We start from the raw sequence: 25,161 nt of genomic DNA, 5'->3' as shown, positions 1-25,161 counted from the left end.
CAAAACTTGGCCGGTTATAGAGTGCCGCTCACGACTCGCCATACTGAAATCTCCAGCACCTCAAAGGAGCCAAACCGATGACATCGAGTGCAACGCAGGCGCCCTTCGACGACATCCGGGCGCTGTTGCAGTCCGTTCCGGGACCCGATGCCGATGCCGTCGCCGCGGTCCGCGCCCGTGAGGCGGTTCTGACCAAGCCGATGGGATCGCTCGGACGCCTGGAGGAGATCGTCGAATGGCTGGCCGCCTGGCAGCGGCGCGAGGTGCCGAAGGTGGACATCGTCCGCGTCGCCGTCTTTGCCGGCAACCACGGCGTTGCCGCGCGCGGGGTCTCCGCCTATCCGCCCGAGGTGACCAAGCAGATGGTCGCCAACTTCACCAATGGCGGCGCTGCCATCAACCAGATGTGCGCCTCCCAGGATTTCTCGCTGAGGGTCTATGAGCTGGCGCTGGACCATCCGACAGGCGACATCACCGAGACCGATGCGCTCGGCGAGCGCGACTGCGCGGCCACTATCGCCTACGGCATGGAAGCGATCGACGGCGACATCGACCTCCTGTGCATCGGCGAGATGGGGATCGCCAACACGGCGGTCGCCGCGGCCATCGCCCATTCGCTCTATGGCGGCGCGCCGGAAGATTGGGTCGGTCCCGGCACCGGCGTCGTCGGCCCCGGCCTTCAGGCCAAGATCGCCGCCGTCGATGCCGCGGCAAAGCGGATGAAGGCGGAGGGCGTCACCGACGGGTTGGAAATCCTGCGCCGCGTCGGCGGCCGCGAGATCGCCGGCATGGCCGGTGCCATCCTTGCCGGCCGGCATCACCGGGTGCCGGTGGTCGTCGACGGCTTCGTGGCGACGTCGGCCGCCTGCGCGCTGCACGCGGTCAATCCGGACGCCATCGCCCATTGCATCTTTTCCCACCGCTCGGCCGAACCGGCCCATACCCGCATGCTGGAATGCCTCGGCCAGACGGCGCTGCTCGACCTGGGCCTCAGGCTTGGCGAGGGCACCGGCGCGGCGCTCGCCGCCGGCATCATCCGGGTGGCCGCCGCCACCCATTCCGGCATGGCGACCTTCGAGGAAGCCGGCGTCGCGGCGAAATCGAGCGACTGAGAGGGGTAGGGCGCTTGCTCGGCTAGCGCATGTTGGCGCGTTTGCGCTGGGCGGCCTTGCGCTCTGCGATCGCCGGCATGACCTCCAGCACACGGCTCTGCGGGAAGGTGACGATCACCTCGGTGCCCTCGCGCAGCTTCGACCTGAGGTCGAAGGTGCCGCCATGCATCTTCATCAGCGCCTGGCAGATCGGCAGCCCGAGGCCCGTGCCCTGTTCTGCCGACTTGATGGCGATCGAGCCCTGGCCGAAGGACGACAGCACGATCGGGATCTCCTCTTCCGGGATGCCCGGACCGGTGTCGCGCACCGAGACATACTGACCGCCGCCGGCGGTCCAGCCGGCCTTGATGGTGATCTCGCCGCCCGGCGGCGTGAACTTCACGGCGTTCGAGAGGATGTTGAGGATGACCTGGCGCACTGCCCGCTCGTCCGCCCACAGCTTCGGCATATTCTGCTCGAACTGGTTGAAGATGCGGATGTCCTTGTTTTTGGCCTTGAGCGCGACGAGGTGCTGGCAGTCCTCCACGATGTAGAGGAGCGTCGCCGCCTCCTCCTGCAGCTCCTGGCGCCCCGCCTCGATCCGCGACAGGTCGAGGATCTCGTTGATGAGGTTCAAAAGGTGCTCGCCGGAGGAGTGGATGTCGTTGGCGTAGTCCTTGTAGGTGGCATTTTCCAGCGGGCCGAGCAGTTCGTTCTTGATCACTTCCGAAAAGCCGAGGATCGCGTTGAGCGGCGTGCGCAGCTCGTGGCTCATGGTGGCCAGAAACCGCGACTTGGCAAGGTTCGCCTCTTCGGCCCGGCGGCGCGACTCGTCGGAGATGCCCTTGGCCTGCTCCAGTTCGGCGATCAGCGCGTCCTTCTCCGCCTGGAACGAGAGCGCGGCGAGCGCCGTGGAATAGAGCCGGTAGCCGAGCATCAGGAAGAAGATCTGTGCGCCGGCCGAGGTCACCGCCATGACGTAGTGGACCGGCACGTTGGAGGCCATGTGGGCGAGCATGGCGCAGATCGTTATCGGCACCGTGCCTGTCCAGATCGCCGTCGGCATGTTCGAGGCCAGCATGGTGACGACCGCGACGACGATGAGCAGGGCCGCGAACTGGAAGGTGACGAAGGCGTTGCCGTCGCTCGACGGCAGGAAGAAGAACGCACCCCAGCAAAGGCCCTGGATGAACGCCGCGGCGACGAAGCGCTGGCGCCAGGTTTTCAGCCGGACGTCCTTCTGGGGCTTGCCGACGAAGCTGCGGAACAGCGACAGCTTGAAGGCGCTGGTGGCAAGCACCAGGCTGAGCCAACTGACGACGAAACCCTTTTCCACCCACAGCGAGGCAATCAACGCGGCAAGCACCGCCAGCGCCGGCAACAGCAGGATGGAATTGAGGCCGCTGCGGGCGTGCGCCAGCGTCAGCTCGTAGTCGAACGAGGCGCGCGTGCCGGTCTGCGACGTCATGCGCTCGCGCACGTCGCGCACCGCCCGCGTGACGTCGCGTCGCTTTTGCGCCCGCATCCGACTGATGAGGGTCTTGTCGTCGCTGGCTGTGACCGTCGTCTCGGCCATCGGCCGCCATACCTCAGGGTTTGCAAGGGGTTGAAAAAACCGCTTTCAATCGGCGCAATTCTTCGCCTTAAACGTTAACAACCACCTCAATTTTATGGTTAACGGCAAATGATGAGGCCGAACCGGTACAACAGGGCGACGCCCCGCAGGCCGTTGCTTGTCCTCGTGGTCCTCGGCATCGTCCTCGCCGGCCTCCACCTGGACGACCTGATGGAGCTTGCTGGCATCGAAAACGACAAGGAAACCGTTGCCGGAACGCCCTATGTGGTTGACGGCGACAGCCTCACTTTCGACGACCGCCGCGTGCGCCTTGTCGGCATCGATGCGCCGGAGCTGCGCCAGGACTGTTCGAACGGCAAAAAGCCCTATCCGTGCGGGCGGCGCGCGCGCGATTCCCTCGCCGAATTGGTAAACGGGGATAAGGTTTCCTGCCGCATTTCAGGGCGGGACCGGTACGACCGCGCGCTCGGCTGGTGCCGGCGCCGCGGCGTGTTGTTGAACCGGGAAATGGTCCGGGCCGGCTGGGCGACGGCCGATTGGCGCTTCCTCATCGCGGAAACCGGCGCGCGGCTTGCCGGGCGCGGTATCTGGCAGGGCCCGTTCCAGAGTCCGCGCGACTGGCGGCGCCTCCACCCGAACCGATGAGCTGCAATCGCAGCGATTGAACAGGCCAGCGCCGCCGTGCGACGCTTGATCGGAGAACGGAAAAAACCCGCGGGAAGGGGAGGTCGCAATGAAGCTCTATGTGGACAGGTCCGGGGCGCCCAACCCGCGCCGGGCGCTCATGTTCCTCGCCGAAAAGGGTATCGAGGTGCCGCTGGAACGGGTCGACCTCGGCAAGGCCGAGCACCTCTCGGAGGAATTTGCCGGCATCAACCCGTTGAAACGCCTGCCGGTGCTGGTGCTCGACGACGGCACGGCGATTTCCGAATCCGTCGCCATCTCCCGCTATTTCGAGGAGACGCATCCCGAGCCGCCGCTGTTCGGCACCGGGGCGAAGGAGAGGGCGCTGGTCGAGATGTGGAACCGCCGCGTCGACTTCAATCTCGGCGCCGCGGTGATGGCCGTGTTTCGGCACACCCATCCGGCGATGGCCGCCTTCGAGGTGCCCCAGGTGCCGGACTGGGCCGAGGCCAACCGGCCGCGGCTGCTCGATTTCCTGCGGCTGCTGGACGGCGAACTGGCAAGCCGGCCTTTCGTTGCCGGCGACGGCTTTTCCATCGCCGACATCAGCGCCTATTGCTATGTGGAATATCTGCGCCCGGCGCGCATGGTGGTGCCGGATGACTGCACCTATCTGCTCGACTGGAAGGCGCGGATCGGCGCCCGGCCGAGTGCGCTGGCGACCGGCAGGGCGACGGGAGCGAAAAACTGACGGCAGGCACCAAAGCGCGGACAAGGGCGAGCGGGGCGGAGAGCATCGAAGCACTCGCCCGGGGCGTCACGAACTGCCGGATCTGCCGCGATGCGCCGGACGGCCCCCCGCTGCCGCACGAGCCGCGCCCGGTGGTGCGCCTGTCGCGCACCGCACGGCTCGCCATCTGCGGCCAGGCGCCGGGCACGCGCGTCCATGCCACCGGGCTTCCCTTCAACGACCCCTCGGGCGACCGGCTGCGCGATTGGATGGGGATCGACCGCGAGATTTTTTACGACGTCTCGCGCCTTGCCATCGTGCCGATGGGCTTCTGCTTTCCCGGCCAGGACGCAAAGGGCGGCGACCTGCCGCCGCGCCGCGAATGCGTCAGCGCCTGGCACGACCGGCTGTTTGCGGCGATGCCCCAGCTCGAACTGGTCCTCGCCATCGGCCAGTATGCGCAGGCCTATCACCTCGGCCCGCTGCGCCGGCGCTCCATGACCGAGACGGTTGCCGCCTGGCGCGAGATCATGGCCGGGTCGTCCAAGCCGGCGATCCTGCCGCTGCCGCATCCGTCGTGGCGCAACACCGGCTGGCTGAAGAAAAATCAATGGTTCGAGGCGGAAATCCTGCCTATCCTGAGGGCCGAGGTGGCCCGGCTGACCGGGCGTTGAAGACGGGAGGCAATGAGATGACAAAACCGTTTTCCGCGGTCCTGACGGCGGCCTGCGCCGGCGCGGCGATGGCGATCAGTGTTGGCGCCGCCAATGCCCAGGCCTTTACGGTCTTTCCCGACAGCTCGGAGCGGGCGCTCGCCGACTGGGAGCTGGAGACCCTGAGCTGCCAGGACCTCTGGGTGGCGCGCAACGAGATCTATTACCGCAACGGCTACTGCTTCAAGACGCGCCGCGGCCGCAATTTCTTCGACAATTCCGGCTGCTCGACCAGCAATCCGCCGTTCTCGCGCGTCGAGAGCAGCAACGTCGCCCGCATCAAGCGCATGGAAGGCAATCTCGGCTGCCGTTGACCGGCAAACCGCGTCTTCCAACGAAAAACGCCGCCCGGCCCCAGAGTGTAGGACCGGACGGCGTTGCGGGGCATCGCAACTTTTGAAGAGGGTGTTCAGACGGCTGCGGCGTAGGCGGCCGCATCGGCCATTGCAGGCGCCATCGCGGCGCGCTCGATGAGCTCGTCTTCGACGATCGAGGCGTCGATGCCGGCCCGATCCATGATCTGAAGCGTCTCGGCCAGGCCGAGCTCGCCGACCGTTCCGAGTGCCCACAGATACGCGGAGCGCATTCCCGACTTGCAGTACATCAGCACCGGCCCGGTCGCCCCGGAGAGCACGTCGGCAACGGCGTCGATGGCATCCGGCTCGGTGATCTCGTAGCCGGCGACCGGCACGTGGTGGAACGCCATGCCGAAGACGCCGGCGGTGTGCCGCGCGGCCTCGGAGGAAAACGCAACGCCCGGCTCGTCGTCCGGCCGGTTGCTGAGGATGGTGCGAAAGCCCATGGCCGCCGCCCGGGCGATATCGGTCTCCGACAGCGCCGGGGAGATGGAAATCTGCGGCGTCAGCTGGGTGAATGTGGTCATCGTTCGGTCTCCTTGGCGGCGGGCGCGAAAAGCGCTCTCGGCCGACCTTCGTCGTTGGGTTCAAAGGTAGCCGTTCGAGCGTGCAACTCAAGGCCGGCGCGCGCCGAAATTAGAAGAAAAATCTAATTTTCCGCTTGCGATAGCCTGTTTGAGCAAATATTGAGAGAAATAGGGGGTGATAGAGGAAAATGGTTTTCCAGGAGTGAGCCGATGATCGACCGTGTCGACCGCAAGATCCTGTCCATCCTGCAAAAGGACTGCACCGTGCCCGTCGCCGAGATCGGCCGAAGGGTGGGCCTGTCGACGACGCCCTGCTGGCGCCGCATCCAGCGGATGGAGGAGGAGGGCGTGATCCAGGGCCGCGTCGCCGTGCTGGATCCCAAGAAGGTCAACGCCAAGGTGACGGTGTTCGTCGCCATCACCACCGACAAGCACACGGAAGACTGGCTGTCGCGCTTTGCCGAACTGATCAGCGAGTTTCCGGAAGTTGTCGAGTTCTACCGCATGAGCGGCCAGGTCGACTACATGCTGCGCGTCGTCGTCCCCGACATCGAAGCCTACGACGCCTTCTACAAACGCCTGATCGCCAAAATCGACATCGCCGACGTCTCCTCATCGTTTGCCATGGAGCAGATCAAATATACGACCGCGCTGCCGCTGAGCTATATTGAGGATAAGAAGGAGTAGGGGTATATTTGTCGGTAGCTTCGGCGTAATTCACACGTGTGAGCATGCCACACCTTGGCCATAACAGGCGGCAGTTTTTGAGTCCATTGCCGCTGTTTTATGCGGGGCGGCCAATATCAGCATCCGAAATCTATCAGGAATATCGACCACTACGATTGTTGCATGTCAAAGCCTCAACAATGCCAGGCGCTGAGCGCTTCGGGTCAGGCGTATCGGATAGGAATTAATTCATACCAATATTGACCAGCGTCACGGTTGGCGCTACCTTTGCGAGTAACTTCCCCCTCCCCCCCCAAGAATCTAATTTTTGTTGTGCTTGCATGCCGCCGGCGCACCGACATTCGCATGTCGGCGCGAATGAACATGCCCCGGACGGCAGGCCCCGTCAGCGCGACTGCGATTCTTCTAACAGACAAGGAGTTTCCGCATGGATACCGGCAGCATTTCCTATCGACGGGCCTTCGAAACTTATATTCGCAAAGGCATCCCGATCAATTTATCCCAAAAACAGACCCACCCGACCTCGCATTACGTCTGGCGGACCAGAGGAGATGGAAAAGTCCGGCCAAGCCATGCTGCCAATGACGGCAAGATATTCGCCTGGGATAATCCGCCGCCGACCGGCCATCCGGGCGAGGACTATGGTTGTCGTTGTATCGCAGAACCTTACGTTGCGAACATAAATGAGCACATTGAAATCGCACTGTCTGGCATATCGGATATCGGTTCGCCTTGGAGCAGTCGAGATTTTGTCCATCATTATTTCAATGGCAACGGTCGCGGTGTCGCTGTGCGGGAGACGGGGCACCTGCGGTCCATTGTGGCTGAATATCGCAAGATTGTTATCGACGATCCAACAAGATTGCCAAAACAGATCGCCCGAAAAGCACGAGAGACAAAAAACGGGTCGTTCTCGAATAACTTTTACAATACGTATGACATGACAGATGTTGTTTTCAGCCTTGGAGATACCACGATTGGCGGAAAATACACTGGAAATAGCTCAGAGGAAAATGGAATTTTGTCCGTTTCCGGGGAAATGGATTTCTACCTTGAGGACTTTTTCCGAGACCCATTAGATATATTCGACATAATACCTGGCGACAACCTGGAATTGGCTCGTTCAAAATCATATCGAATATATGATAATTGGCAGGGACGGTTCGAAGGGAAAATCTATGCGGATGCTTCCTCTAGTAGGTTTGGATAACTTCCACAAAGGTGTTTGCTTGTGGCGAATGTTGTAAAAGAAGTAGTAAGATACGGCTGTGGTTCGGTGGTGCTCACGATAATTCTACTTCTTTTAGCATATCTGTCATTTCCAGTATTTGGCTACAGCGAGAAAAACCGCTGCGTTCATCTCAAGAACGGGATCAGTATCGGATACAACGCAGTTTTTGATCTGAGCCGGCCATATTGGAGACCCTATGTTGTTCCCAAATTGCCGGATGGAACCCCCCTTGTGAAAGCTGATGTGTGGCCGATTTATATAACCGACACAACCCTTTATGGGACGGCTATCGGTGAGACGGGCGATAAGGACTACAGGTTCGCATGGCGCACCGACCTCGGATTGGTGCATGAAAAGGGAGATAGGCAAACTTATGAATTGCTTGTTTCTGAAGCTGGTCCGGCCAATGTCGGCCTCGGAACCGGCGCTTACGGGACCACAATTGTTATGCGGTGGCTAATGGAACTCCCCGAGTATTCCGATCAATGGTGTTCAACGAAACTTTTTGCCTGGTAGCCGGACAATGGACACTCCAGGCAGGAAACGGACAGTTGGATGCAACGGTCCCCTTTCCATTCTCATCCTTTCAGCTCTCGGGTCGGACGACAATCAATCCCCCCTCACCAACAACCACCCAAACGCCACAGCAAGCACACCCCCGGCGACAAAAAACGCCACATCCGGGCTCAGCACCGGCGCGTCCGCCGACATGAAACAACTAAAAATCTGCGTGAAGAGCACGGTGCCGAAAAGGCCGGAGCGGCTCTAGATCGCGGCGATGCCGCCCTGCAGGGTGCCTTGGGTGTCCTCCGGCAGGCCCTTCGACATCAGGGCGGCGATGCTCGGGTGTACGAAGCCTTCGATCGCGTGAAAGATCAGGAGGAGGAAGACGAGGGCGGTGGAGGTGGTGAGGCCGAAGGCGACGCATGAGAGGGCGGCTGCGGTAAGGCCGACGAGCGCCAGCCGGTGCTCGCCCCAGCGGGCGACGGTCGGCCCGGTGCCGAGTCCATGCAGCAGCGCCATGGCGAGCCTGGCCGTCGACAGCGTCAGCCCGACGAGGGTGCCCGACCAGCCGGCAAAGCCCCAGAACCACCAGACCCCGATAAAGACCGCGTCACAGCCTGTCTTCGCCGGCAGCGAGGCGGCAATGGCCGAACGCGTCTCCGGCGCCGGCAAGCGCCGCTAGACGCTTGAGGCCGCCTGCCTGCTGAACAGCACCCGCATGGCCAGCCCCGCGAAAACGCCGGCGACGATACGGCGCTGCCAGCGTAGGACGCTCGGGTTTTGCGCCAGCCAGGCGGAGGTCTTGCCGGCGAACAGGCACAGGATGGAGATCACGGTGAAGTTCATCGCGTTGATGATGGCGATCAGGACGAGGCTCTGGACGAAGACGCTGCCCCTGGCCGGGTCCAGGAACTGCGGAAACAGCACAATATAGAAGAACACCGCTTTCGGGCTCAAAAGGGCGTTGAGGGCCCCTTCCACGACGAAGCGAAGGCCGCTCTTGTACTTGCGGTCGGCGGCCTCGGCCTCGCGGCATTCTGCCGGCAGTCCCCCGTTTTCATGAAGCGATTTCCACGCCAGCCAGAGCAGGTAGGCGGCCCCGAACACCCGCAGCACGTCATAGGCAATCGGGAAATACTGGAACAGCTTGGAAAGGCCCAGCCCGGCAGCGCCGGCATGGACGACGAGGCCGAGGCAGACGCCGACGGCGCTCATCACCCCGGCGGACGGGCCGCCGACGATCGCCTTTGAGACGCAGAAGATCATGTTCGGTCCGGGCGTGACGACGAATACCGCCACCGTGGCGACGAACAGGGTGAGGGTGACCGGATCGATCATCGGCTTTTTTGCCTGTTGGACGACGGGCGTCGGCGCGACCTCTTCGGCGTCGCGGCGGGCCGCTAATTCACCTCCGGCTTCTAGCAAACGGAGCGGAGCCTGGTAAGGGGGAGGGCGCGCCTTGATCGCCTGCGAACCGACGTCGGCGCGAGGCTAGCCCCTCACTGATGCCGCACCCCCTGCCGGTCGAGCTCCTTCTGCACTGCCCCGATATCCACCGCGTCGAGCTCGCAGCCGGCTTTGACCGACAGCGCCGCGGCGACGCCTGCGCCCTGGCCGGTGACGGCGCAGGCCGACATGTTGCGGGTCGCGGCGTGGGCGATCCGGTCGCCGCCGATGGCGCGCCCGGCGACGAGGAGGCCGCGCACCTTTTTAGGCAACAGGGCGCGATAGGGGATGTGCAGGTAGCGGCCGGTGGTCGGCAGGACGAGAAGGCCGTAGCCGTCGATGAATTCCGGATAGATGCCGATGGAGTCCTCGAAGCGGCCCTCGTTGCGCGTGTCGTCCTCGGTGAGGTTGTAGACCGCGTCGATCTTGCGGGTGTCCCGGATCCCGAGCGTCATGCCGAAATTGCGCAGCCGCGCGCCGGCGCAGCCCGGCGTGAAGCGCCTGAGCGCCGCAATCGCCAGCATCGCCTGGCGCCGTCCCTCGATCTCAAAGCGCGTCAGGTCGTCCGGGTCGGTGCCGTCGCAGTCGTCCATGTGGATGAGGTTCATGTAGGTGAGTTCGCCGCTGTCGTGGATCGCGCCCCAGGTGCCGGCGATGGTCGTCAGCTCCGGCGGGATCAGCCCGGCCTCGATCGCCTGGCGAAACGGCTTTTTCAGGAACGGCGAGAACATCTCGTCCTCCTTGCCGGAGGTTTTTATGTCCCACTCGCCGCCGCCGCGCCAGTCGGCATAGCGCTGCGGGTCGCTGGCGACGCCGGCCAGGAAGGCGGTCTTGTCGACGCCGGCGAGGTGGAACATCACCGAGGTCGCCATCATCTGCTCCTTCGGCGTCAGGTAGGTCGGCGCGCCGGCCCGCGCGGCGATGTCGGCATCGCCCGTCGCATCGATCACCCGCCGCGCGCGGATCGCCTCCCGCCCGGCCTTCGATTCCACGATAATGCCGGCGATACGATCGCCCTCCAGGATCGGCGCGACGAACATCCGGTGCAGCATCGGGTGGATGCCGGCCTCCTCGACCAGCACGTCCGCCACCCGCTTGAACCCCTCCGCGTCGATCTCATAGGATTCTGATTGGGACTCCGGCACGGCGGCGCCCATCGCGAACGCCCGAGTCTCGAACTCCCGCCCGATCCCGTTCGCCTCCACGGTCTCCTCGTGCCGATACCAGCCGATGCCCTCCACCCCGACGACGGTCAGATTCCCCCCGAAACACCCGAACCGCTCCACCAGCGTCACCCCAACCCCCGCCCGCGCGGCCGCGAGCGCGGCGGCAAGCCCGCCGGGCCCGGAGCCGACGACGAGGACGTCGGTGTGGTGGATGACGTCGATGTGGCGTTCGGGTTCTAGGATGGTGGTGAGGGGGGTGTTGGGTTGTGGTGTCAAAGGAGGCTCCAGACCGTAAAGGCCGAGCTGTGGCGTGTTCGGGAAGTTGGGTCAAGGATGGCGTATCGACAGCTACAAGCGCAATGAAATCGATCCGCACATGTTTCAAGAAGTCATTAGTAGTATGACCACCGAAACTTTTGGCAGTCATTTCTTTCCGGCGTCAATTCCGGCGCTTCGGCGACGGCGTTCAATTTCTGCATCAAGCCTAGCCATCTGCATCTTGAGCAACATGCTCGGCAAAGCGAATGTTAACAAGAAAGAAAAAATACCTAGGAAAAGGTAAATTCGTTCAAACCACAGCTTAAAACACGCTGAAACGGAGGATTTCTCAATTAGAATACCAGAGAAAAGACAGCCAATAGCGAGAAGGTAGACTATAAAAAGCCAGCCGTGTCTAATCAGGCTCGCTTCGATGTTCTCCCGCCTGACTTCTGCGGTTCTCCAGGTGCCGTCGGGGATCATGGTCGGATCGCCCAAAATCGTAACAATTGCCACGAGAAAGCCAGCAAAAACAGATAGCACCGTGACAATAATCATTACTGCATTTGGATTATCTTTCAGCAACGGCTGTCCATAAAAAGCTCCTGTTCCAGCTCCTACGGCGCAAAATATGATGAACATAATTCGCATATTACTGGACCGTAGCACCAATAGATTCGAGTGTATTAAAAAACGTTGACAATTCTTTCCATGCAGAATCTCGGTCAACAGATTTTCCGTTAGCCTTTACCCCTACTTTTGTTCTAATGTAGATTTCCTCAGGTCCGATTCGTTGACCTTCTTTCGTAATAATAACAAAATCATCGTTGTATTCCGTATTTCTTAAAAGGTCCTCCGCGAGCGCTTCGATTCGCTCTTCTCCGAGTTTTAATCCTTTGCGTCTTGCATCTGTTTTGATCTCGAGCAAAACATGTAATGAGTCCTGATTCACATCATTCTCATTACCCCAAAAAGCTTTTAAATTCTTTGATAACGAACCAAGGATTCCGGCCGCTTGTGATTTTCTGCGCGCATATTGCGCTGTGGCTTCATATATTGTGGACTTAATAACAACCTCTTTGACACCCTGTGCATGTAGCAGCATTACTTTATCAATGTCAGCCACCTTTACTAAATCAAACTTATTGGAGTCTTTTCTAATTTTTGCCTTTTTAAACAATTCATAAAGAAAATATTTGATGGCACCATCTCGGACAAGAGTAGAGCATAGACATACATCGTCATCTCGAACGTAGAGAAAGGCGTCGCCATCCATGAATTCGGTTTCCTCGGGAGGCATTGTTGTGGCAACATCAGCATTATCGACGTCTTTTAGGCTCGGAACAATAGATGCAGCCTCACCTGGTGTTTCGATTGTCAAATGCAGCAGAAGTGCGCCATTTTTGTCATTGCTCAATTTCAAAAGTTTCACGAGCTTGTCGTCACCACGCTTGATGGTACGGTCGTCGATACTTTTTAGTTTGGTCGTCGCTTCCTTAATGCACGATTGCAGGTCAATGCTTTTCGAATTTTCATTGAACCAAGTTGCCCGCCGATAGCTAAGAGTTTTGTCTTTCTTGTCCGCCATATCGCATTTCTCCCAGAAAGTTCAGGAAGATTGCCACAACTAAAAAGATAGTCGAATTAGGAATCATGCCGTGCGGCGAATTTTCCCGCGAAATCGCACGTCCGTGCCCGTTTGAAACCGGACAATGTACGGAAATCGTCCTCTTATTGGTGCCAACGTTGATGCCACGTAGGCGTCGAACGTTCGTCATCTTTTTCAGTATTTCGAGTGATGGGAATTCTTCCTCTGTGGCGTCCAACCGCAGCGAGATGTTTCGTTCTCGACCTCTTTGGCTGCGGGGTAGGGCCTTGGAAACCAGCTTGGATCGAGTTCATTTTTCGTCGTTTCGATCGTGTTTCTACGACGCCATCCAAAACCCGCTCCCTCTACCCCCACATCCCCCGCATCCTCCCCTTCAAATCCACCCGCACCGTCCCGTGCGGCCCTCTCTCCCCCGCCGTCTCCGCCTTCGGCCAGGCCCCCTGCTCGAACCGTCCCAGAATCCCCTCCGGGATGAACCGCGTGCGGGACGCATAGACGTGGCGGTCGGCGCGTTGGCCCTGGACGTAGAAGCGTTGGGGGGTGATGAGGGCCAAAGAATCCTTGGCGCGGGTCATGGCGACATAGAGGAGGCGGCGTTCTTCTTCGATGTCGTCGCGCTCGCCGACGGCGAGGTCCGAGGGGATGCAGCCGTCGACGGCGTTGAGGACGAAGACGTTCGACCATTCCTGGCCCTTGGCCGAATGGATCGTGGAGAGGATGAGATAGTCCTCGTCGAGGAGCGGCGGGCCGGCCTCGTCGCTGGTGGCCGACGGCGGGTCGAGGGTGAGGTCGGTGAGGAAGCGCTCGCGCGAGGGGTAGTTGCCGGCGATCTGTTCGAGCTGGGAAAGGTCCGTCCGGCGCATCCGCGCGTCCTCATGGAGGCGCTCCAGATGCGGCTCGTACCACAGGCGCACGGCTTCCAGGTCCGCCGGCCAGCCGGGTTTTGCGCGCAGGCGGGAAAAGAGCTCGGCGAAGGCCGGCCAGTCACTTTGGGCCCGTTTCGGCGGCCGGAACAGTTGCAGGCCGAGGGCGGGGTCCTCGAGCTGGGTCATGGCCTCCAGCGCCGCGCCGGCGCTCGTCGGGCCGATGCCGGGAAGGAGCTGGAAGGCGCGGAACGCGGCGACCCGGTCGCGCGGGTTCTCCGCAAGGCGCAGGACCGCGAGCACGTCCTTGACATGGGCGGCATCGAGGAATTTGAGGCCGCCGAACTTCACGAACGGGATGTTGCGCCTTGTCAGCTCGATCTCCAGCGCGCCGGAATGGTGCGAGGCGCGAAACAGCACGGCCTGGTGCTTCAGGGCCGTGCCTTCCTCGTGCGCCGCGAGCACGCTGTCGCAGACGAAATCGGCCTGGCCCGCGTCGTCCTTCACTGTAACGATCTGCGGCTTCGCCGCTGAGGCCCGGCTCGACCAGAGGGTTTTTGTGAAGCGCTCCGGGGCTTCCGCAATAACGGCGTTGGCGGCCTCCAGGATCGCGTCCGTCGAGCGATAGTTGCGGTCCAGCGTGACGATGTCGGCGCGGGGCGAAAAGAGGTTTGGAAAATCGAGGATGTTGCGCACTTCCGCCGCCCGGAACCCGTAGATCGACTGGGCGTCGTCGCCGACGACGGTGACGCCCCGCCCGTCCGGCTTCAGGCGGGTCAGGATCCGCGCCTGCAAGCGGTTGGTGTCCTGGTATTCGTCGACCAGCACATGGTCGAAGCGGCCGCCGATCTCCTCGGCCAGCGACGGCTCGGCGCACATCTCGCCCCACCAGAGCAGCAGGTCGTCATAGTCGAGGACGTTCTCTGCCTGCTTGGCCGCCACATAGGCGCCGAAGAGGGATTTCAGTTCCTCGGCAAAGCCCGCGCACCAGGGAAAGTGCTTGTCGAGGACGGATTGCAGCTCGGCCTCCGCGTTCACCGTGCGCGAATAGATCTGCAGGCAGGTGGTCTTCTTCGGAAACCGGGTGGCGGACTGGGAAAGGCCGAGCTCATGGCGGACGAGGTTCATCAGGTCCGCCGAATCCTCCCGGTCGTGGATCGAAAAGTTGGGGTCGAGGCCGATGGCGGGCGCGTATTCGCGCAGGAGCCGCGCGCCGATCGAATGGAAGGTGCCGGCGAAGGTGAGGCCCTCGGTCAAGACGGTCGCCTTCGGGCCCATGACCTCGCCGGCGATGCGTTCCACTCGCCGCGTCATTTCCGCCGCCGCCCGGCGCGAGAAGGTCATCAAGAGGATGCGGCGCGGATCGGCGCCGGCAACGATCAGATGCGCGACCCGGTGGGCGAGGGTGTTGGTCTTGCCGGTGCCGGCCCCGGCGATGATGAGCAGCGGGCCGGCGATTTTTCCCCCACCATGCTCCACGGCCTGGCGCTGTTCGGCGTTGAGGCCGACGAGGGGATCTTGGGTGTCGGGCGAATCGGTCAGGGCATCCATGGCCTCACGAAACGTCGTTTTGGTTTTGTTCGCAAGCGTTGACCGATTTCAGTGAAAGCGGCGGGGCAGGGGACTAGCGTTCCGGCCGTCCCCAAGACCGTGTCCAATTCGCGAAGGAATTCGCCATGCCGTCCCCTATTGCCCGTCGCCTCTGGCCGGCGCTCGTCCTTGCCCTCCTCCTCGGCGCCTGCGATCGGGAGCCGCCGAAGCACTGGATGACGGATACCAAGGTGCCGTTCGTCGACTACGGCCTCTTCTGGATGGACAACGACCGGCTGCTGTTCCAGCGCATGGAGTACGACGCCAAGCGGGAGGAAAAGGATAACCCCTGGGCCGCCTTCACCTTCCCGCTGACCGTCTGGTCGGCGGGCGGCGGCGAGGAGACGCTGGCGACGAGCGACCTCACCAAGCCCTGCTATGCGGGCGGCACGCTCTCCTACCGGGTCGAGGCGGACGGGGCGGATGGAACGTTCTTTTTCGGCAAGCCGGGTGAGATGGCCGAGACGCCGCTTTCGGCCGAAGAGGAGGGGCAGGTCTTCAACCCCTTCACCTGCGGCTTTGAGAAACGGTCCGACGGCCTCGACGAGCACATCCTGGTGCCGTTGCGACCCGGCGACGGCCTCATTGACCTGGGAAGACGGCGCACGGCCGATCCGGGCCGCCTGATGACGCCGGACGGGCAGGCGATCACGCTGCCGTTCAGCCAGGGTAATGTGAAGCCGGAGGGGATTTCCGTTGACGGGACCGGCTATCTGGTATTCGCCCGCACCAAGAAAGGCGCCGACTGCCGCCATGTCTGGCGCCTGGTGCCGGGCGAGGGCGCGAGCGAGGAGGCCTGCCTGCCGGAGATGAAGTCCTCGCGTGTGGTGAAGACCGCGCTCGGCTGGGCCCTCGACAAGCGCGAATACGACCGCGACGGCGGCATCGGCGATTCCGGCATTTTTCTGGTCCCGCCCGATAGCGACCCGATCAAGCTAGCCGCCGGCTTCACCGAAAACCTCGCCGTCTCCCCCAACGGCTGCCGCCTCGCCTTCGGCCAAGCCAAGGACCTCAACACCTCCTGCATGGACGGGACTTACAAACAGAAGACGGTGAAGGTCATCGATCTGTGCGGGTTGAAGGGCGAGATCTTGAAGGGGGAGTGAGGAGGCGTCGTGCCGGCGACAATCGACCGGACCACAATTCTGACATGTGGGCGACGTTGTTCTGGGCGCGAAAGTTTTGGTTCGGAGGGGCGCAAATGATTTTGAGGGCGATGTTCCTGATCTTGGCAATCGTCGTTCCGGACGCCAGTCTGGCGTGTCTGGCTCCCATCCGCATGGACCTGCGCGATATTCTGAAAGCGGATGCCGTCGTCGTGGGCGAGTTGACGGCGCGTCGGGTCGTGGAACGAAACACCGGTGGCACGAAGTACTACGTCGTGAAGCTCACCTTCCGGATCGACGAGGTTCTGGCGGGCGACGCGCCAAGCAATCAAACCATCGAGATCATTGAATACAACAAACGTTATCTCGAGCGGTCGTATGTCGTGACTTCGTCGTATGTCGTGGCTTTGGAGAGATCGGCGACTGGGGCATCGAAAACATCAGATCAAGACCCGCTTCACATAATGCAACGGCATTGTGTTGGCGGGCCTTTCCTCTTCGAAAAGGACGGAGAGATCGGCCGTGCCGTCCGGGACATTTTCGATGGCAAAGGCGATGCGACCGCAGAAGCCGAGGCGTATGCGAAAGGTCTGGACTTGATGGGAGGACAGAGCATTTTCTGAGGTTATCTCGGCACGCCGGCAATAGCCGTCCCCCCCCCCTCCAACGGCTGCCGCCTCGCCTTCGGCCAGGCCAAGGACCTCAACACCTCCTGTATGGACGGCACCTACAAGCAGAAGACGATCAAGGTGATCGATTTGTGCGGGTTGAAGGGGGAGATATTGGAAGGGGAGTGAAGCGAAGGATCTTTGTTGGCTAATAACCCGACAGTTGATCGTAGGCATGCGATTGGTTGAACGCCAGTCGATCGACGTTGCCTGGCTGCCGACAAAAGAGATTGCATAAAACAGAGATATACAATTATAAGTAATAGACGGCTTTGGTTGTTTGTGCCGGACTGCAGATCCAGTGGACAGGGGACGACTGCCATGAACCGCTTGCAGGCCATTCAGGAAAAACGCGTCGAAATCGGCAAGAAGGCCGCGGAGCGCTGGAGGGCGCGCGAAGGCGAGCGGTTGGAGGTCTCAAGGCCAACCGACACAAGCACCATCCGCAACGCCAACAACCGCAGGGCTATTGAAGACTTTATCGAGCGCGCCGGCGTCCGCAATGTGCGGGAGCGAGCCCTTGGCAATATCCGATCGTCCTTCATTGAGCGTATTCTCGGTACCAACGACCTGGTGGAGGAACCGGTCTCGCCGGAAGAACGGCTGGCCGGACAAGCGGTCGGACGGATCGTCGAGATCGGAAACGGACCGAACGATCTGTTCGGTTTCGGGACCGGCTTTTTGATCACGCCGTGCTTGATGATCACCAATCATCATGTCTTTGAGACCGCCCGCAATACGCTGGGCTGTGGGATCCAGTTCGGATATGAAAAGGTCGGCACCGGCCTGTCTGCCGGTGAGCTTTTTGAACTCGATGCGGACACGTTTTTCTTTGCCGACGAAGGTCTGGACTATGCCGTCGTTGCAGTCAGGCCGAAGAGCCTCACGAACACCAATCTGGCGAAATGGGGGCACCACAAGCTGGTCGGCCAGACGGGCAAAATCCTGAAGGGCCATACGGTCACGATTATCCAACATCCGAGCGGCGGCCCAAAGAAATATGCAAACACAAACAACATGGTCGTCGATATCCTTGACGAACATCTCCATTACCTGACGGACACGGAGCCGGGCTCGTCCGGTTCGCCCGCATTCAATATCGAGTTCGAGGTTGTTGGTCTGCACCATTGCGGCGTCGCGGATATGGACGGCGACGTCATCCTTAACCGCCAGCACCAGCCTTGGCGCAGGGAGCAGGGCGACGCCGAGATCAATTGGATTGCGAATGAGGGCGTCCGCATTTCGAAGATCCTGGCGCATCTCAACGCGGTCGCTTTTGCCTCCGACGAGCAGCGCGCCCTGCGGGATTCCATAACGGGAATTCGCACCGATATCTTGGATGCCGAGTTGCTGAACCCGGCCGACGGAGAGCCTTTCGCGCCCGTTGACGTTCGCCCGTCATCATACGGTGCCGGTGTTTCCACCCGCAAACTGCCAAGCATCGAGGCGCAAGAAACCGACGTTGCCGGCCGTGCCGTGATCAACGTGGCGGGCGACGCCCAAATCTACTTCGGAACCGTGAACCAGTATTCGCGGGCGGCGCCGGCAGATGACCGGCGAGCCGGCGCTGCCGAAACCAGAGCGCACCTTCTCGAGCGGCAATTGAAACGCGATCCGCACTACGCGCACCGTCGCGGATACGACGAGAATTTTCTGCCCGGCTTTTCGTTACCCCTGCCGGAAATCGACGGCGATCGGCTGAACGAGATCTATCTGGACAGACACGGCAATCCCCACATTCTGGACTACCATCATTTCTCGCTTGTCATGAACAAGGAGTGGATGCTGCTAATGTGGTCGGCGGCCAATTCCGACTACAGTCCACAGGTTCGTTTCAATTATTCCAGAGACGATTTCGGCAGCGACAAGTGGATCGAAGATCCGAGAATTCCCGGATCGCTTCAAATAGACGACCCCGAACTCTACGCACCTGCCAAGAAATTCGACCGCGGGCATGTCGTTCGACGCGACGACAATGCCTGGGGCGCGACCGTGGAGGAGATGGAATACGCCAATTCAGATACCTTCCACTGGACCAATTGCACCCCTCAGCACGAACATTTCAACCGCGCCATTTTTCAATACAAAGGCATATGGGGAAAACTCGAGCAACACATCGCAAAACAGGCGAGGGCGGTCGGCAATCGTGTGACGATCTTCTCCGGTCCCGTGCTCGACATCGATCGGGCGATCCCCCACGATTTCGGCGGCGGTACCTTCAACGTACCCCTGGATTTCTGGAAGGTCGTCTTGGTCGGCGAACGGCGCGACAACCGTCGCACTCCAAAGCTGAAGGCCTACGGGTTTTTGCTGGAGCAGGAAACGACCATCAACCGGAACGGCTTGGAGGCGATGCGAGACCAGGAGCGTTTCGAAATCGGCGAGTTCGTTGAACAGCAACGCTCGCTTGCGGAACTGACCCGCATCACCGGGGTCAAATTTGACGACGTCATCTTGCGGGCCGACGTGATGGCGAACGATGCCGGGCCGCGTGTCCTGGAACGGCTGGACGGCATCAAGAATTGATATGCGAGAACTAAGAGTTCGCCGCAGTTCTCCGCCTTTAAAGCGTGTTGGGTTTTTTCTAAAACACTCAACATGCTTTGGGATTTTGTCTTAACGCGATTTCTTCTCCAAAAAGTCCGTCACTTTTTTGGGAAAGCGTCTCAGGTGCCTTGTTCTGTCCCATCAAGGGCGTGCCGGGCGCGTCGGCGATGGCCCATCGCCCGGTTCACCTTTTCGGCCAGCCCCTCACCCCTTCTCCGCATTCTCCAGCCGCGCAATCAGGCTCGACGTGTCCCAGCGCTTGCCGCCCATGGTCTGCACCTCGGCGTAGAACTGGTCGACGAGCGCCGCGACGGGCAGCCTTGCGCCGTTGTTGCGGGCTTCCGAGAGACAGATCGCAAGGTCCTTGCGCATCCAGTCGACGGCAAAGCCGTGGTCGAACTTGCCGTCCAGCATGGTCTGCCAGCGGTTTTCCATCTGCCAGGACTGGGCTGCGCCCTTGGAGATGACGTCGATGACGGCGGCAACGTCGAGCCCGGCCGTCTTGGCGAAGTGGATGCCCTCCGAGAGCCCCTGGACGAGGCCGGCAATGCAGATCTGGTTGACCATCTTGGTGAGCTGGCCGCTGCCGGCCGGCCCCATCAGGCCGACCATCTTGGCGTAGCAGTCGATCACCGGCTTGGCCTTGTCGAAGACCTCTTGGTCGCCACCGACCATGACCGTGAGCGCGCCGTTCTCCGCGCCGGCCTGGCCGCCGGAGACGGGCGCGTCGAGCGATGCAAAGCCGCGCTCGCGGGCGGTGGCGTCGAGCTCGCGGGCGATCTCCGCGCTCGCCGTGGTGTTGTCGATGAAGATCGCGCCTTCCTTCATGGCGGAAAAGGCGCCGTCCTCACCCAGCGTCACCTGGCGGATGTCGTCGTCATTGCCGACGCAGGCAAAGACGAAGTCGCAGCCGTCTGCGGCGGCGGCCGGCGTCGGCGCATGGGAGCCGCCATGCTCGGCCACCCACTTTTCGGCCTTTTCGCTCGTGCGGTTGTAGACCGTGACGTCGTGTCCGCCACGCGACTTGATGTGGCCCGCCATCGGGTATCCCATGACGCCAAGGCCGATGAATGCAACTTTCGCCATTTTGCCGCTCCGCGCTTCCTGTCGTGGCTGATAGGCGGGCCGGCGGTCGCCGCCCGCAAAGGTTTATCCAGTTCTAGCCCATCGCGTCGACGCTGTCAGGGGGCGCTCAGATTGCGGCGAAGGCGTTGTTGAGATCGGCGATCAGATCGTCCACATGCTCGATGCCGACGGAAAGCCGTAAGAGGTTCTCCGGCATGCCGGTCTCCGGCGGCTCGACGCTTTGGCGGTGCTCGATCAGGCTTTCAACGCCGCCGAGCGAGGTCGCCCGTGTGATCAGCTCAAGGCGGCCGGCAACGGCAAGGGTCGCCGCCGCGTCGCCCCGGATCTGGAACGACAGCAGGCCGCCGAAGCCGCCGGTCATCTGGCTGATGGCAAGCGCGTGGTCCGGATGGGTCTTGAGGCCCGGATAGTGGACCGCCTCGATCTTGCTGTGGCCGGCCAGGAATTCCGCGATCGCTTGCGCATTCGCCGCCATGCGCTCGGCGCGGAGGGCAAGGGTACGTAGCCCGCGGATGAGGAGCCAGGCCTCGAACGGCCCGAGCATGGCGCCAGCCTGGCGCCGCTCTCCCCGGATCGCATGCCACCAGTCGGCCTCGACATGGTCGCTGGCGACGACGCCGGCCAGCACGTCCGAATGGCCGTTGAGCGCCTTGGTGGCGGAATGGACGACGATGTCGGCGCCAAGGCTGGCGGCTTTCATGTGCACCGGCGTCGCCACCGTGGCATCGACCGCAAGGAGTGCGCCGGCAGCACGGGCGGCTTGTGCCGCCGCTTCGATATCGGCGACCCGCAGCCACGGATTGGACGGCACTTCCAGGAAGACGAGGTGGGGCTTTTCCCGCGCGATGGCGGCGGCGAGCATTGCGGCATCGGTGGCATCGACCTCGACCATGCCGAGGCCGTTCTTGGGGCAGAATTGGCGTAGAAAACCCGTCGTTCCCCAATAGATGCCGGACTGAATGAGGACGGTGGCGCCGCGCGGCACGGCGCGAAAGACGGCGGCAATGGCGGCCATGCCGGAGGGAAGGGCGATGGCGTCGGCAACGCCTTCCAGCCGGGCAAGGAGGGCATCGAGGTCGGCAGGGATCGGCAGGTCGTCGCGGCCGTAGAGATGGCCGTCGGCGGCCAGCGCGTAGTCCTCGTTCCGGAAATAGGTGGTGGAGGGCTGGATCGGCGGCACCACGCCGCCGCTCGCGGCATCCCTGCCGGGCCCGTGGGCAAGCAGCGTCTCGATGCGCGGATCTGAGGCTTGGGTCATGGCGGGCTCGCTGGCAAAGGGGCGGGGAAGAGATGCGGCGGCCCGCCGCGTGCGGGCGGACCGCCGGTCAGTCGATCGAAAACGGAAAATACTTGGCGTTGATGGTCCTGTAGATCCCGTCGGCGCGCATGGCGTCGATCGCCTCGTCGATCTTCTGCTTCAGGTCTTCGTCCTCCTGGCGCAGGCCGACGCCGATGCCCTGGCTGATCGTCAGCTCCGCGCCGGCGATCTTGCAGCAGCGGCCGTCGTCATGCTTGGCGAGCCAGTAGGTCGCCGCCAGCTTGTCGACGAAAATCGCGTCGATCCTGCCGGCGGCAAGGTCGAGAAAAGCCTCTTCCTCCGTCGGATAGGGGCGGATGATCGTGCTCCAGTAGGTTTCTTCCAGATAGCTCTGGTGGATCGTCCCTTCCTGCGCGCCGACGATGCGGTGATCGAGGGCGGAGCGGGAAAACAGGGTGACCGGAGAGGCCTTGGCAAGGACGAAGACGGATGTCGTGCGGTAGTAGCGCTTGGAAAAGGCGATCCTCTTGCGGCGCTCCTCGGTGATCGCCAGCGAGGAGACGATGGCGTCATAGGCGCCGGTGGTCAGCCCGTCGATGATTTCCGGCCAGTCGCGGACGATGAAGGTGCACTCGGCCTTGAGCTTGGCGCAGATGACCCGGGCGATGTCGACATCGAAGCCCCGGAGTTCGCCCAGCGCATCGAAATAGTTGAACGGCGGATGGGCGCCCTCGATGCCGATCCGCAACGTCTTCCAGTCCTTTGCCGCCGCCGGCAGCAATGCTGCCAGGACAACGACGACCGCCGTCAGGGCGGCGCTCAGCAGGCGCATCGTCTGTCTTTCGGCTTCGGTACCACTTGCGGGCAGGCGGGGACGCCCGCGATTTGCGTGCCCGTCCCAGTATTGCAATTCAAGGTTTCAAGTTGCTGAACGTCGGATGTCATGGCTAAAGGGTGCGTTCGGCGATGCCGTAGGCGGAAAAGGGGATGAACTCGACGGTCTCGCCCGCCGCCACCGAGGTTGTCTCCTCGGCCAGCAGGATCAGCCCGTCGGCCTCGCGCAGCGACGAGATCAGCGCCGAGCCGTCGCGGGCGAATTTCTTCACCACCATATGGCCGTCGGCGTCGCGCTCGAGGATGCCGCGCAGGAACTCGCGGCGTCCCGGCTTCTTGGCGAAATCGAAGGCGGCGGGAATGCGGTAGGGGATCGGCGTCTGGAACCCGGCGCCGCCCATCGCCGACAGCACCGGCATGGCGTAGTTGAGGAAGCAGACGAAGGCGGCGACCGGATTGCCCGGCAGGCCGACGGCGACGCAGTCGCCGATCTGGCCGAAGCTGACCGGCCGCCCCGGCTTGATGGCGAGTTGCCACAGATGCCGTGAGCCGAGGGCGGCGACCGCATCGGCAAGGTGGTCCTCGCCGCCATGGCTGACGCCGCCGGAGGTGATCAGGATGTCATGGGAGGCGGCCGCCTCGGCAAGGCGTTCCCGGATGAGGATAGGGTCGTCGGCAAGGACGCCGAGATCGCTGACGGCAACATTGGCGGCGGCCAGGAGTTCGGAAAGCAGGTAGTGGTTGGCGTCGAACACCTGGCCCGGCGCGATCGGATTGCCCGGCCGCACGATCTCGTCGCCGGTGGAGACGAGCGCGGCCCGGAGCCGGCGATAGACGGTGACCTCCGCCTTGCCGGTGGACGCGATGGCGCCGACGTCCTGGGGCCGCAACCGCAGCCCGGGCACCAAAAGGGCCGACCCGGCGGCGACATCCTCGCCGGCCCGGCGCCGGTTGGCGCCCTGTTTCAGGCCGGGCGGGACGTTCACGATCGGCGGCTCGCCGTCGTCGATCCGGCAGTCCTCCTGCATGGCGACGGTATCGGCCCCCGGCGGCATCACCGCGCCGGTGAAGATCTGCGCTGCGGTGCCCTGTGCAAGCGCCGTCCCGGCCGGATGGCCGGCTGCGATCCGCATGGCGACGGGAAGGCGTCCTTCCGAGGCGATATAGTCGGCATGGCTGAAGGCGTAGCCGTCGACGGCGGTGTTGTCGGCCAGCGGCACGTCGCGCGGCGCGACGATCTCCTCGGCGAGAACCCGGCCGCCGGCGGCGATGAGCGGCACCGTCTCGCTGTCGACGACCGGTGCGACCTGCGCCTTCAGCAGGGCCAGCGCCTCGGCGTGGGTCAGGCACTCCCGGTCCGTGGCGAAGCAGTCGTCCTTGAGCCTGCTATCGGGCAACCTGTTATTGGGCGGCATCTTTTTCCTCGGGCGCGATGGTGCGCAGCGCGAAGGTCTGGACGATGAAATCGGTGATCTCGGCGATGGCGTCGAGCTCGAACACCGGCTTGTCGGTTTCGTCGACGGGGTGGTCGGAGGCGATGGCGATGACGGTGGGGTCGGTCAGCGCCAGCGGATCGTGCTTGCGCGCGGCGCTGCGCCGGACCTCGATCTTGGGGAAGTCCTCGCGCTTGTAGCCTTCCACGACGATGATGTCGCGCGGCGCCATCCGCGGCAGGAAGTCGGCAAGGCCCGGCTCGTCCTCGTCGTCCCGGTTCTCGTGCATCAAGACCCAGCGATAGCCGGAGACGAGGGCCACCTCGACCGCGCCGGCCTCCCGGTGCTTGTAGGAGTCTGTGCCTTCATGGTCGACGTCGAAGGCGTGGTGGGCGTGCTTGACGGTGGAGACCGTGTAGCCGCGCCGTGTCAGTTCGGCGACGACGCGCGCCACCAGGGTGGTCTTGCCGGAGTTCTTCCAGCCGGTCACGCCGACCACCGGGGTCTCGTTCGCCCCAAAGAGTTTCGTCATGCTGTCAGTCCTTCCAGGACGGCTTCAGCCGTCTCTTTGTCTTCCGGTGCGTTTATGTTGAAAAACGGATCGATTTCGATGCCGTCGATGAGAGGACCGGAAAAGCGTACCTCGACTTTCGTATGATGCGCTACCCAATCCTGCACCTTTCGGCTCTTTCCGCCCTCCAGCCAGGCCTGAAGGTCGCCGGCGAGGCCGAGTGGCCAGAGCCCGAACACCGGCTGCAGCCGCTCGCCGGAAACGGCAAGCCCGATGAGGTCCTCCGCGTAGCCGGCGGCGCCGACGAGGCGGGCAACGAGGTCTTTGGGAAAGAACGGCGTGTCGCCCGCCGCCGTCACCAGAAAGGACGCCTTCGGGGCGGCCTCGCGGGCCCACAGCATGCCGGCAAGGATGCCGGCGAGCGGCCCGACGAAGCCCTCGACGGGGTCGGCGATGACGGGAAGCCCGAAGGCGTCGAACCGTGCCGGGTCGCCATTGGCGTTGAGCGCCAGCGCGCCGACCTGGGGAGAAAGCCGCTCCACCACATGGGCGAGGATCGGCCGGCCGCCGAGGTCGAGGAGCCCCTTGTCGCCGCCGCCCATGCGCCGGGATTGCCCGCCGGCCAGGACGCAGCCGGCGACGATCGGCGCATAACGGGCCGGATCGTTGACGAGGGTCTCGTCAAGGCCGGTGATCGGGCCGCGCGAAAGGCCGGGGACGGGATCGCGGCCGGACGTCATCCGTTCG

General features: G+C 62.6%; 25 protein-coding genes. 11 read left to right on the top strand and 14 right to left on the bottom strand.

What is annotated here, in order from left to right; genetic code table 11:
- Positions 1 to 77: 77 nt before the first annotated feature.
- On the top strand, positions 78 to 1,112 hold the full coding sequence (gene cobT, locus CH339_RS02980) for a nicotinate-nucleotide--dimethylbenzimidazole phosphoribosyltransferase (protein WP_111432786.1): 1,035 nt from the start codon (positions 78 to 80) through the stop codon (positions 1,110 to 1,112).
- Between the two features lie 22 nt (positions 1,113 to 1,134).
- Here cobT and CH339_RS02975 read toward each other — a convergent pair whose 3' ends face one another.
- Positions 1,135 to 2,667, bottom strand: a complete 1,533-nt coding sequence (locus tag CH339_RS02975) for a sensor histidine kinase (protein WP_111432785.1) — start codon at positions 2,665 to 2,667, stop codon at positions 1,135 to 1,137.
- 153 nt (positions 2,668 to 2,820) lie between these two features.
- Here CH339_RS02975 and CH339_RS02970 point away from each other — a divergent pair, with 153 nt between their 5' ends.
- From CH339_RS02970 to CH339_RS02955, 4 genes are all read left to right on the top strand, one after another.
- Positions 2,821 to 3,312 carry a thermonuclease family protein gene (locus tag CH339_RS02970; RefSeq protein ID WP_170138379.1) on the top strand — a complete coding sequence of 164 codons (492 nt, stop codon included), beginning with the start codon at positions 2,821 to 2,823 and terminating at the stop codon, positions 3,310 to 3,312.
- A gap of 88 nt (positions 3,313 to 3,400) precedes the next feature.
- On the top strand, positions 3,401 to 4,042 hold the full coding sequence (locus tag CH339_RS02965) for a glutathione S-transferase family protein (protein ID WP_111432783.1): 642 nt from the start codon (positions 3,401 to 3,403) through the stop codon (positions 4,040 to 4,042).
- A 44-nt stretch (positions 4,043 to 4,086) separates the two neighbouring features.
- Positions 4,087 to 4,695, top strand: a complete 609-nt coding sequence (locus CH339_RS02960) for a uracil-DNA glycosylase family protein (RefSeq protein ID WP_201240873.1) — start codon at positions 4,087 to 4,089, stop codon at positions 4,693 to 4,695.
- A 17-nt stretch (positions 4,696 to 4,712) separates the two neighbouring features.
- Complete coding sequence (locus tag CH339_RS02955) at positions 4,713 to 5,048, top strand: YARHG domain-containing protein (protein WP_244668953.1); 336 nt, start codon at positions 4,713 to 4,715, stop codon at positions 5,046 to 5,048.
- Between the two features lie 95 nt (positions 5,049 to 5,143).
- Here CH339_RS02955 and CH339_RS02950 read toward each other — a convergent pair whose 3' ends face one another.
- On the bottom strand, positions 5,144 to 5,617 hold the full coding sequence (locus CH339_RS02950) for a protein tyrosine phosphatase family protein (RefSeq protein ID WP_111432781.1): 474 nt from the start codon (positions 5,615 to 5,617) through the stop codon (positions 5,144 to 5,146).
- Positions 5,618 to 5,827: 210 nt separating this feature from the next.
- Between CH339_RS02950 and CH339_RS02945 the strand changes: the two genes are divergently transcribed.
- From CH339_RS02945 to CH339_RS24255, 3 genes are all read left to right on the top strand, one after another.
- Positions 5,828 to 6,304 (top strand): Lrp/AsnC family transcriptional regulator, encoded by a 477-nt coding sequence (locus CH339_RS02945; protein WP_111432780.1) that lies wholly within the window; start codon positions 5,828 to 5,830, stop codon positions 6,302 to 6,304.
- 427 nt (positions 6,305 to 6,731) lie between these two features.
- Positions 6,732 to 7,514 (top strand): phage minor head protein, encoded by a 783-nt coding sequence (locus tag CH339_RS02940; RefSeq protein WP_111432779.1) that lies wholly within the window; start codon positions 6,732 to 6,734, stop codon positions 7,512 to 7,514.
- Positions 7,515 to 7,535: 21 nt separating this feature from the next.
- Positions 7,536 to 8,051, top strand: coding sequence for a hypothetical protein (locus tag CH339_RS24255; RefSeq protein ID WP_146610102.1), 516 nt, complete (start codon positions 7,536 to 7,538; stop codon positions 8,049 to 8,051).
- A 249-nt stretch (positions 8,052 to 8,300) separates the two neighbouring features.
- Here CH339_RS24255 and CH339_RS02935 read toward each other — a convergent pair whose 3' ends face one another.
- The 6 genes from CH339_RS02935 to CH339_RS02915 all read right to left on the bottom strand — a co-directional run bounded on the left by CH339_RS02935 (position 8,301) and on the right by CH339_RS02915 (position 14,932).
- Positions 8,301 to 8,711, bottom strand: a complete 411-nt coding sequence (locus tag CH339_RS02935; protein WP_111432778.1) for an MFS transporter — start codon at positions 8,709 to 8,711, stop codon at positions 8,301 to 8,303.
- 6 nt (positions 8,712 to 8,717) lie between these two features.
- Complete coding sequence (locus CH339_RS02930) at positions 8,718 to 9,377, bottom strand: LysE family translocator (RefSeq protein WP_111432777.1); 660 nt, start codon at positions 9,375 to 9,377, stop codon at positions 8,718 to 8,720.
- 161 nt (positions 9,378 to 9,538) lie between these two features.
- Positions 9,539 to 10,927, bottom strand: a complete 1,389-nt coding sequence (locus CH339_RS02925; protein ID WP_111432776.1) for an FAD-dependent oxidoreductase — start codon at positions 10,925 to 10,927, stop codon at positions 9,539 to 9,541.
- A gap of 147 nt (positions 10,928 to 11,074) precedes the next feature.
- Positions 11,075 to 11,551 (bottom strand): hypothetical protein, encoded by a 477-nt coding sequence (locus CH339_RS02920; protein ID WP_146610101.1) that lies wholly within the window; start codon positions 11,549 to 11,551, stop codon positions 11,075 to 11,077.
- Between the two features lie 10 nt (positions 11,552 to 11,561).
- Entirely contained in the window at positions 11,562 to 12,497 is a 936-nt protein-coding gene (locus CH339_RS24250; RefSeq protein ID WP_146610100.1) for a hypothetical protein, read from the bottom strand.
- A 365-nt stretch (positions 12,498 to 12,862) separates the two neighbouring features.
- Entirely contained in the window at positions 12,863 to 14,932 is a 2,070-nt protein-coding gene (locus CH339_RS02915) for an ATP-dependent helicase (protein ID WP_111432774.1), read from the bottom strand.
- Between the two features lie 125 nt (positions 14,933 to 15,057).
- On the opposite strand from CH339_RS02915, the gene CH339_RS02910 reads away from it, so the two are divergent.
- The 3 genes from CH339_RS02910 to CH339_RS02900 all read left to right on the top strand — a co-directional run bounded on the left by CH339_RS02910 (position 15,058) and on the right by CH339_RS02900 (position 19,271).
- Positions 15,058 to 16,077, top strand: a complete 1,020-nt coding sequence (locus tag CH339_RS02910) for a hypothetical protein (protein WP_111432773.1) — start codon at positions 15,058 to 15,060, stop codon at positions 16,075 to 16,077.
- A 110-nt stretch (positions 16,078 to 16,187) separates the two neighbouring features.
- Entirely contained in the window at positions 16,188 to 16,700 is a 513-nt protein-coding gene (locus CH339_RS02905) for a hypothetical protein (protein ID WP_146610099.1), read from the top strand.
- A gap of 366 nt (positions 16,701 to 17,066) precedes the next feature.
- Entirely contained in the window at positions 17,067 to 19,271 is a 2,205-nt protein-coding gene (locus CH339_RS02900; protein WP_111432771.1) for a DNA/RNA non-specific endonuclease, read from the top strand.
- A 225-nt stretch (positions 19,272 to 19,496) separates the two neighbouring features.
- Here CH339_RS02900 and CH339_RS02895 read toward each other — a convergent pair whose 3' ends face one another.
- From CH339_RS02895 to mobA, 6 genes are all read right to left on the bottom strand, one after another.
- Positions 19,497 to 20,378 (bottom strand): NAD(P)-dependent oxidoreductase, encoded by an 882-nt coding sequence (locus CH339_RS02895; RefSeq protein WP_111432770.1) that lies wholly within the window; start codon positions 20,376 to 20,378, stop codon positions 19,497 to 19,499.
- Between the two features lie 106 nt (positions 20,379 to 20,484).
- The gene (locus tag CH339_RS02890; RefSeq protein WP_111432769.1) at positions 20,485 to 21,636 is read right to left on the bottom strand and encodes a trans-sulfuration enzyme family protein; all 1,152 of its coding nucleotides are present in this window, start codon (positions 21,634 to 21,636) and stop codon (positions 20,485 to 20,487) included.
- A gap of 67 nt (positions 21,637 to 21,703) precedes the next feature.
- On the bottom strand, positions 21,704 to 22,468 hold the full coding sequence (locus tag CH339_RS02885) for a transporter substrate-binding domain-containing protein (RefSeq protein WP_111432768.1): 765 nt from the start codon (positions 22,466 to 22,468) through the stop codon (positions 21,704 to 21,706).
- Positions 22,469 to 22,583: 115 nt separating this feature from the next.
- Positions 22,584 to 23,885, bottom strand: a complete 1,302-nt coding sequence (locus tag CH339_RS02880) for a molybdopterin molybdotransferase MoeA (RefSeq protein WP_111432767.1) — start codon at positions 23,883 to 23,885, stop codon at positions 22,584 to 22,586.
- Positions 23,872 to 24,435 (bottom strand): molybdopterin-guanine dinucleotide biosynthesis protein B, encoded by a 564-nt coding sequence (gene mobB, locus CH339_RS02875; RefSeq protein WP_111432766.1) that lies wholly within the window; start codon positions 24,433 to 24,435, stop codon positions 23,872 to 23,874. The genes CH339_RS02880 and mobB overlap by 14 nt, the downstream gene beginning before the upstream one ends.
- Positions 24,432 to 25,154 (bottom strand): molybdenum cofactor guanylyltransferase MobA, encoded by a 723-nt coding sequence (mobA, locus tag CH339_RS02870; protein ID WP_111432765.1) that lies wholly within the window; start codon positions 25,152 to 25,154, stop codon positions 24,432 to 24,434. Before mobA ends, mobB begins: the two co-directional genes overlap by 4 nt.
- Between the last annotated feature and the right edge of the window lie 7 nt (positions 25,155 to 25,161).

Origin of the sequence: Rhodobium orientis (genome assembly GCF_003258835.1) — a bacterium.
Classification (GTDB): Bacteria; Pseudomonadota; Alphaproteobacteria; order Rhizobiales; family Rhodobiaceae; genus Rhodobium; species Rhodobium orientis.
Note: the sequence above shows the minus strand (reverse complement) of the source record. Positions and strands in the feature narration are given on the sequence as shown.

Coding starts and splice junctions, on each gene's coding strand:
- cobT (WP_111432786.1), top strand. CDS start 78: ATGACATCGAGTGCAACGCAGGCGCCCTTCGACGACATCCGGGCGCTG.
- CH339_RS02975 (WP_111432785.1), bottom strand. CDS start 2,667: ATGGCCGAGACGACGGTCACAGCCAGCGACGACAAGACCCTCATCAGT.
- CH339_RS02965 (WP_111432783.1), top strand. CDS start 3,401: ATGAAGCTCTATGTGGACAGGTCCGGGGCGCCCAACCCGCGCCGGGCG.
- CH339_RS02955 (WP_244668953.1), top strand. CDS start 4,713: ATGACAAAACCGTTTTCCGCGGTCCTGACGGCGGCCTGCGCCGGCGCG.
- CH339_RS02950 (WP_111432781.1), bottom strand. CDS start 5,617: ATGACCACATTCACCCAGCTGACGCCGCAGATTTCCATCTCCCCGGCG.
- CH339_RS02945 (WP_111432780.1), top strand. CDS start 5,828: ATGATCGACCGTGTCGACCGCAAGATCCTGTCCATCCTGCAAAAGGAC.
- CH339_RS02940 (WP_111432779.1), top strand. CDS start 6,732: ATGGATACCGGCAGCATTTCCTATCGACGGGCCTTCGAAACTTATATT.
- CH339_RS02930 (WP_111432777.1), bottom strand. CDS start 9,377: ATGATCGATCCGGTCACCCTCACCCTGTTCGTCGCCACGGTGGCGGTA.
- CH339_RS02920 (WP_146610101.1), bottom strand. CDS start 11,551: ATGTTCATCATATTTTGCGCCGTAGGAGCTGGAACAGGAGCTTTTTAT.
- CH339_RS24250 (WP_146610100.1), bottom strand. CDS start 12,497: ATGGCGGACAAGAAAGACAAAACTCTTAGCTATCGGCGGGCAACTTGG.
- CH339_RS02915 (WP_111432774.1), bottom strand. CDS start 14,932: ATGGATGCCCTGACCGATTCGCCCGACACCCAAGATCCCCTCGTCGGC.
- CH339_RS02910 (WP_111432773.1), top strand. CDS start 15,058: ATGCCGTCCCCTATTGCCCGTCGCCTCTGGCCGGCGCTCGTCCTTGCC.
- CH339_RS02905 (WP_146610099.1), top strand. CDS start 16,188: ATGTTCCTGATCTTGGCAATCGTCGTTCCGGACGCCAGTCTGGCGTGT.
- CH339_RS02900 (WP_111432771.1), top strand. CDS start 17,067: ATGAACCGCTTGCAGGCCATTCAGGAAAAACGCGTCGAAATCGGCAAG.
- CH339_RS02895 (WP_111432770.1), bottom strand. CDS start 20,378: ATGGCGAAAGTTGCATTCATCGGCCTTGGCGTCATGGGATACCCGATG.
- CH339_RS02890 (WP_111432769.1), bottom strand. CDS start 21,636: ATGACCCAAGCCTCAGATCCGCGCATCGAGACGCTGCTTGCCCACGGG.
- CH339_RS02885 (WP_111432768.1), bottom strand. CDS start 22,468: ATGCGCCTGCTGAGCGCCGCCCTGACGGCGGTCGTCGTTGTCCTGGCA.
- CH339_RS02880 (WP_111432767.1), bottom strand. CDS start 23,885: ATGCCGCCCAATAACAGGTTGCCCGATAGCAGGCTCAAGGACGACTGC.
- mobB (WP_111432766.1), bottom strand. CDS start 24,435: ATGACGAAACTCTTTGGGGCGAACGAGACCCCGGTGGTCGGCGTGACC.
- mobA (WP_111432765.1), bottom strand. CDS start 25,154: ATGACGTCCGGCCGCGATCCCGTCCCCGGCCTTTCGCGCGGCCCGATC.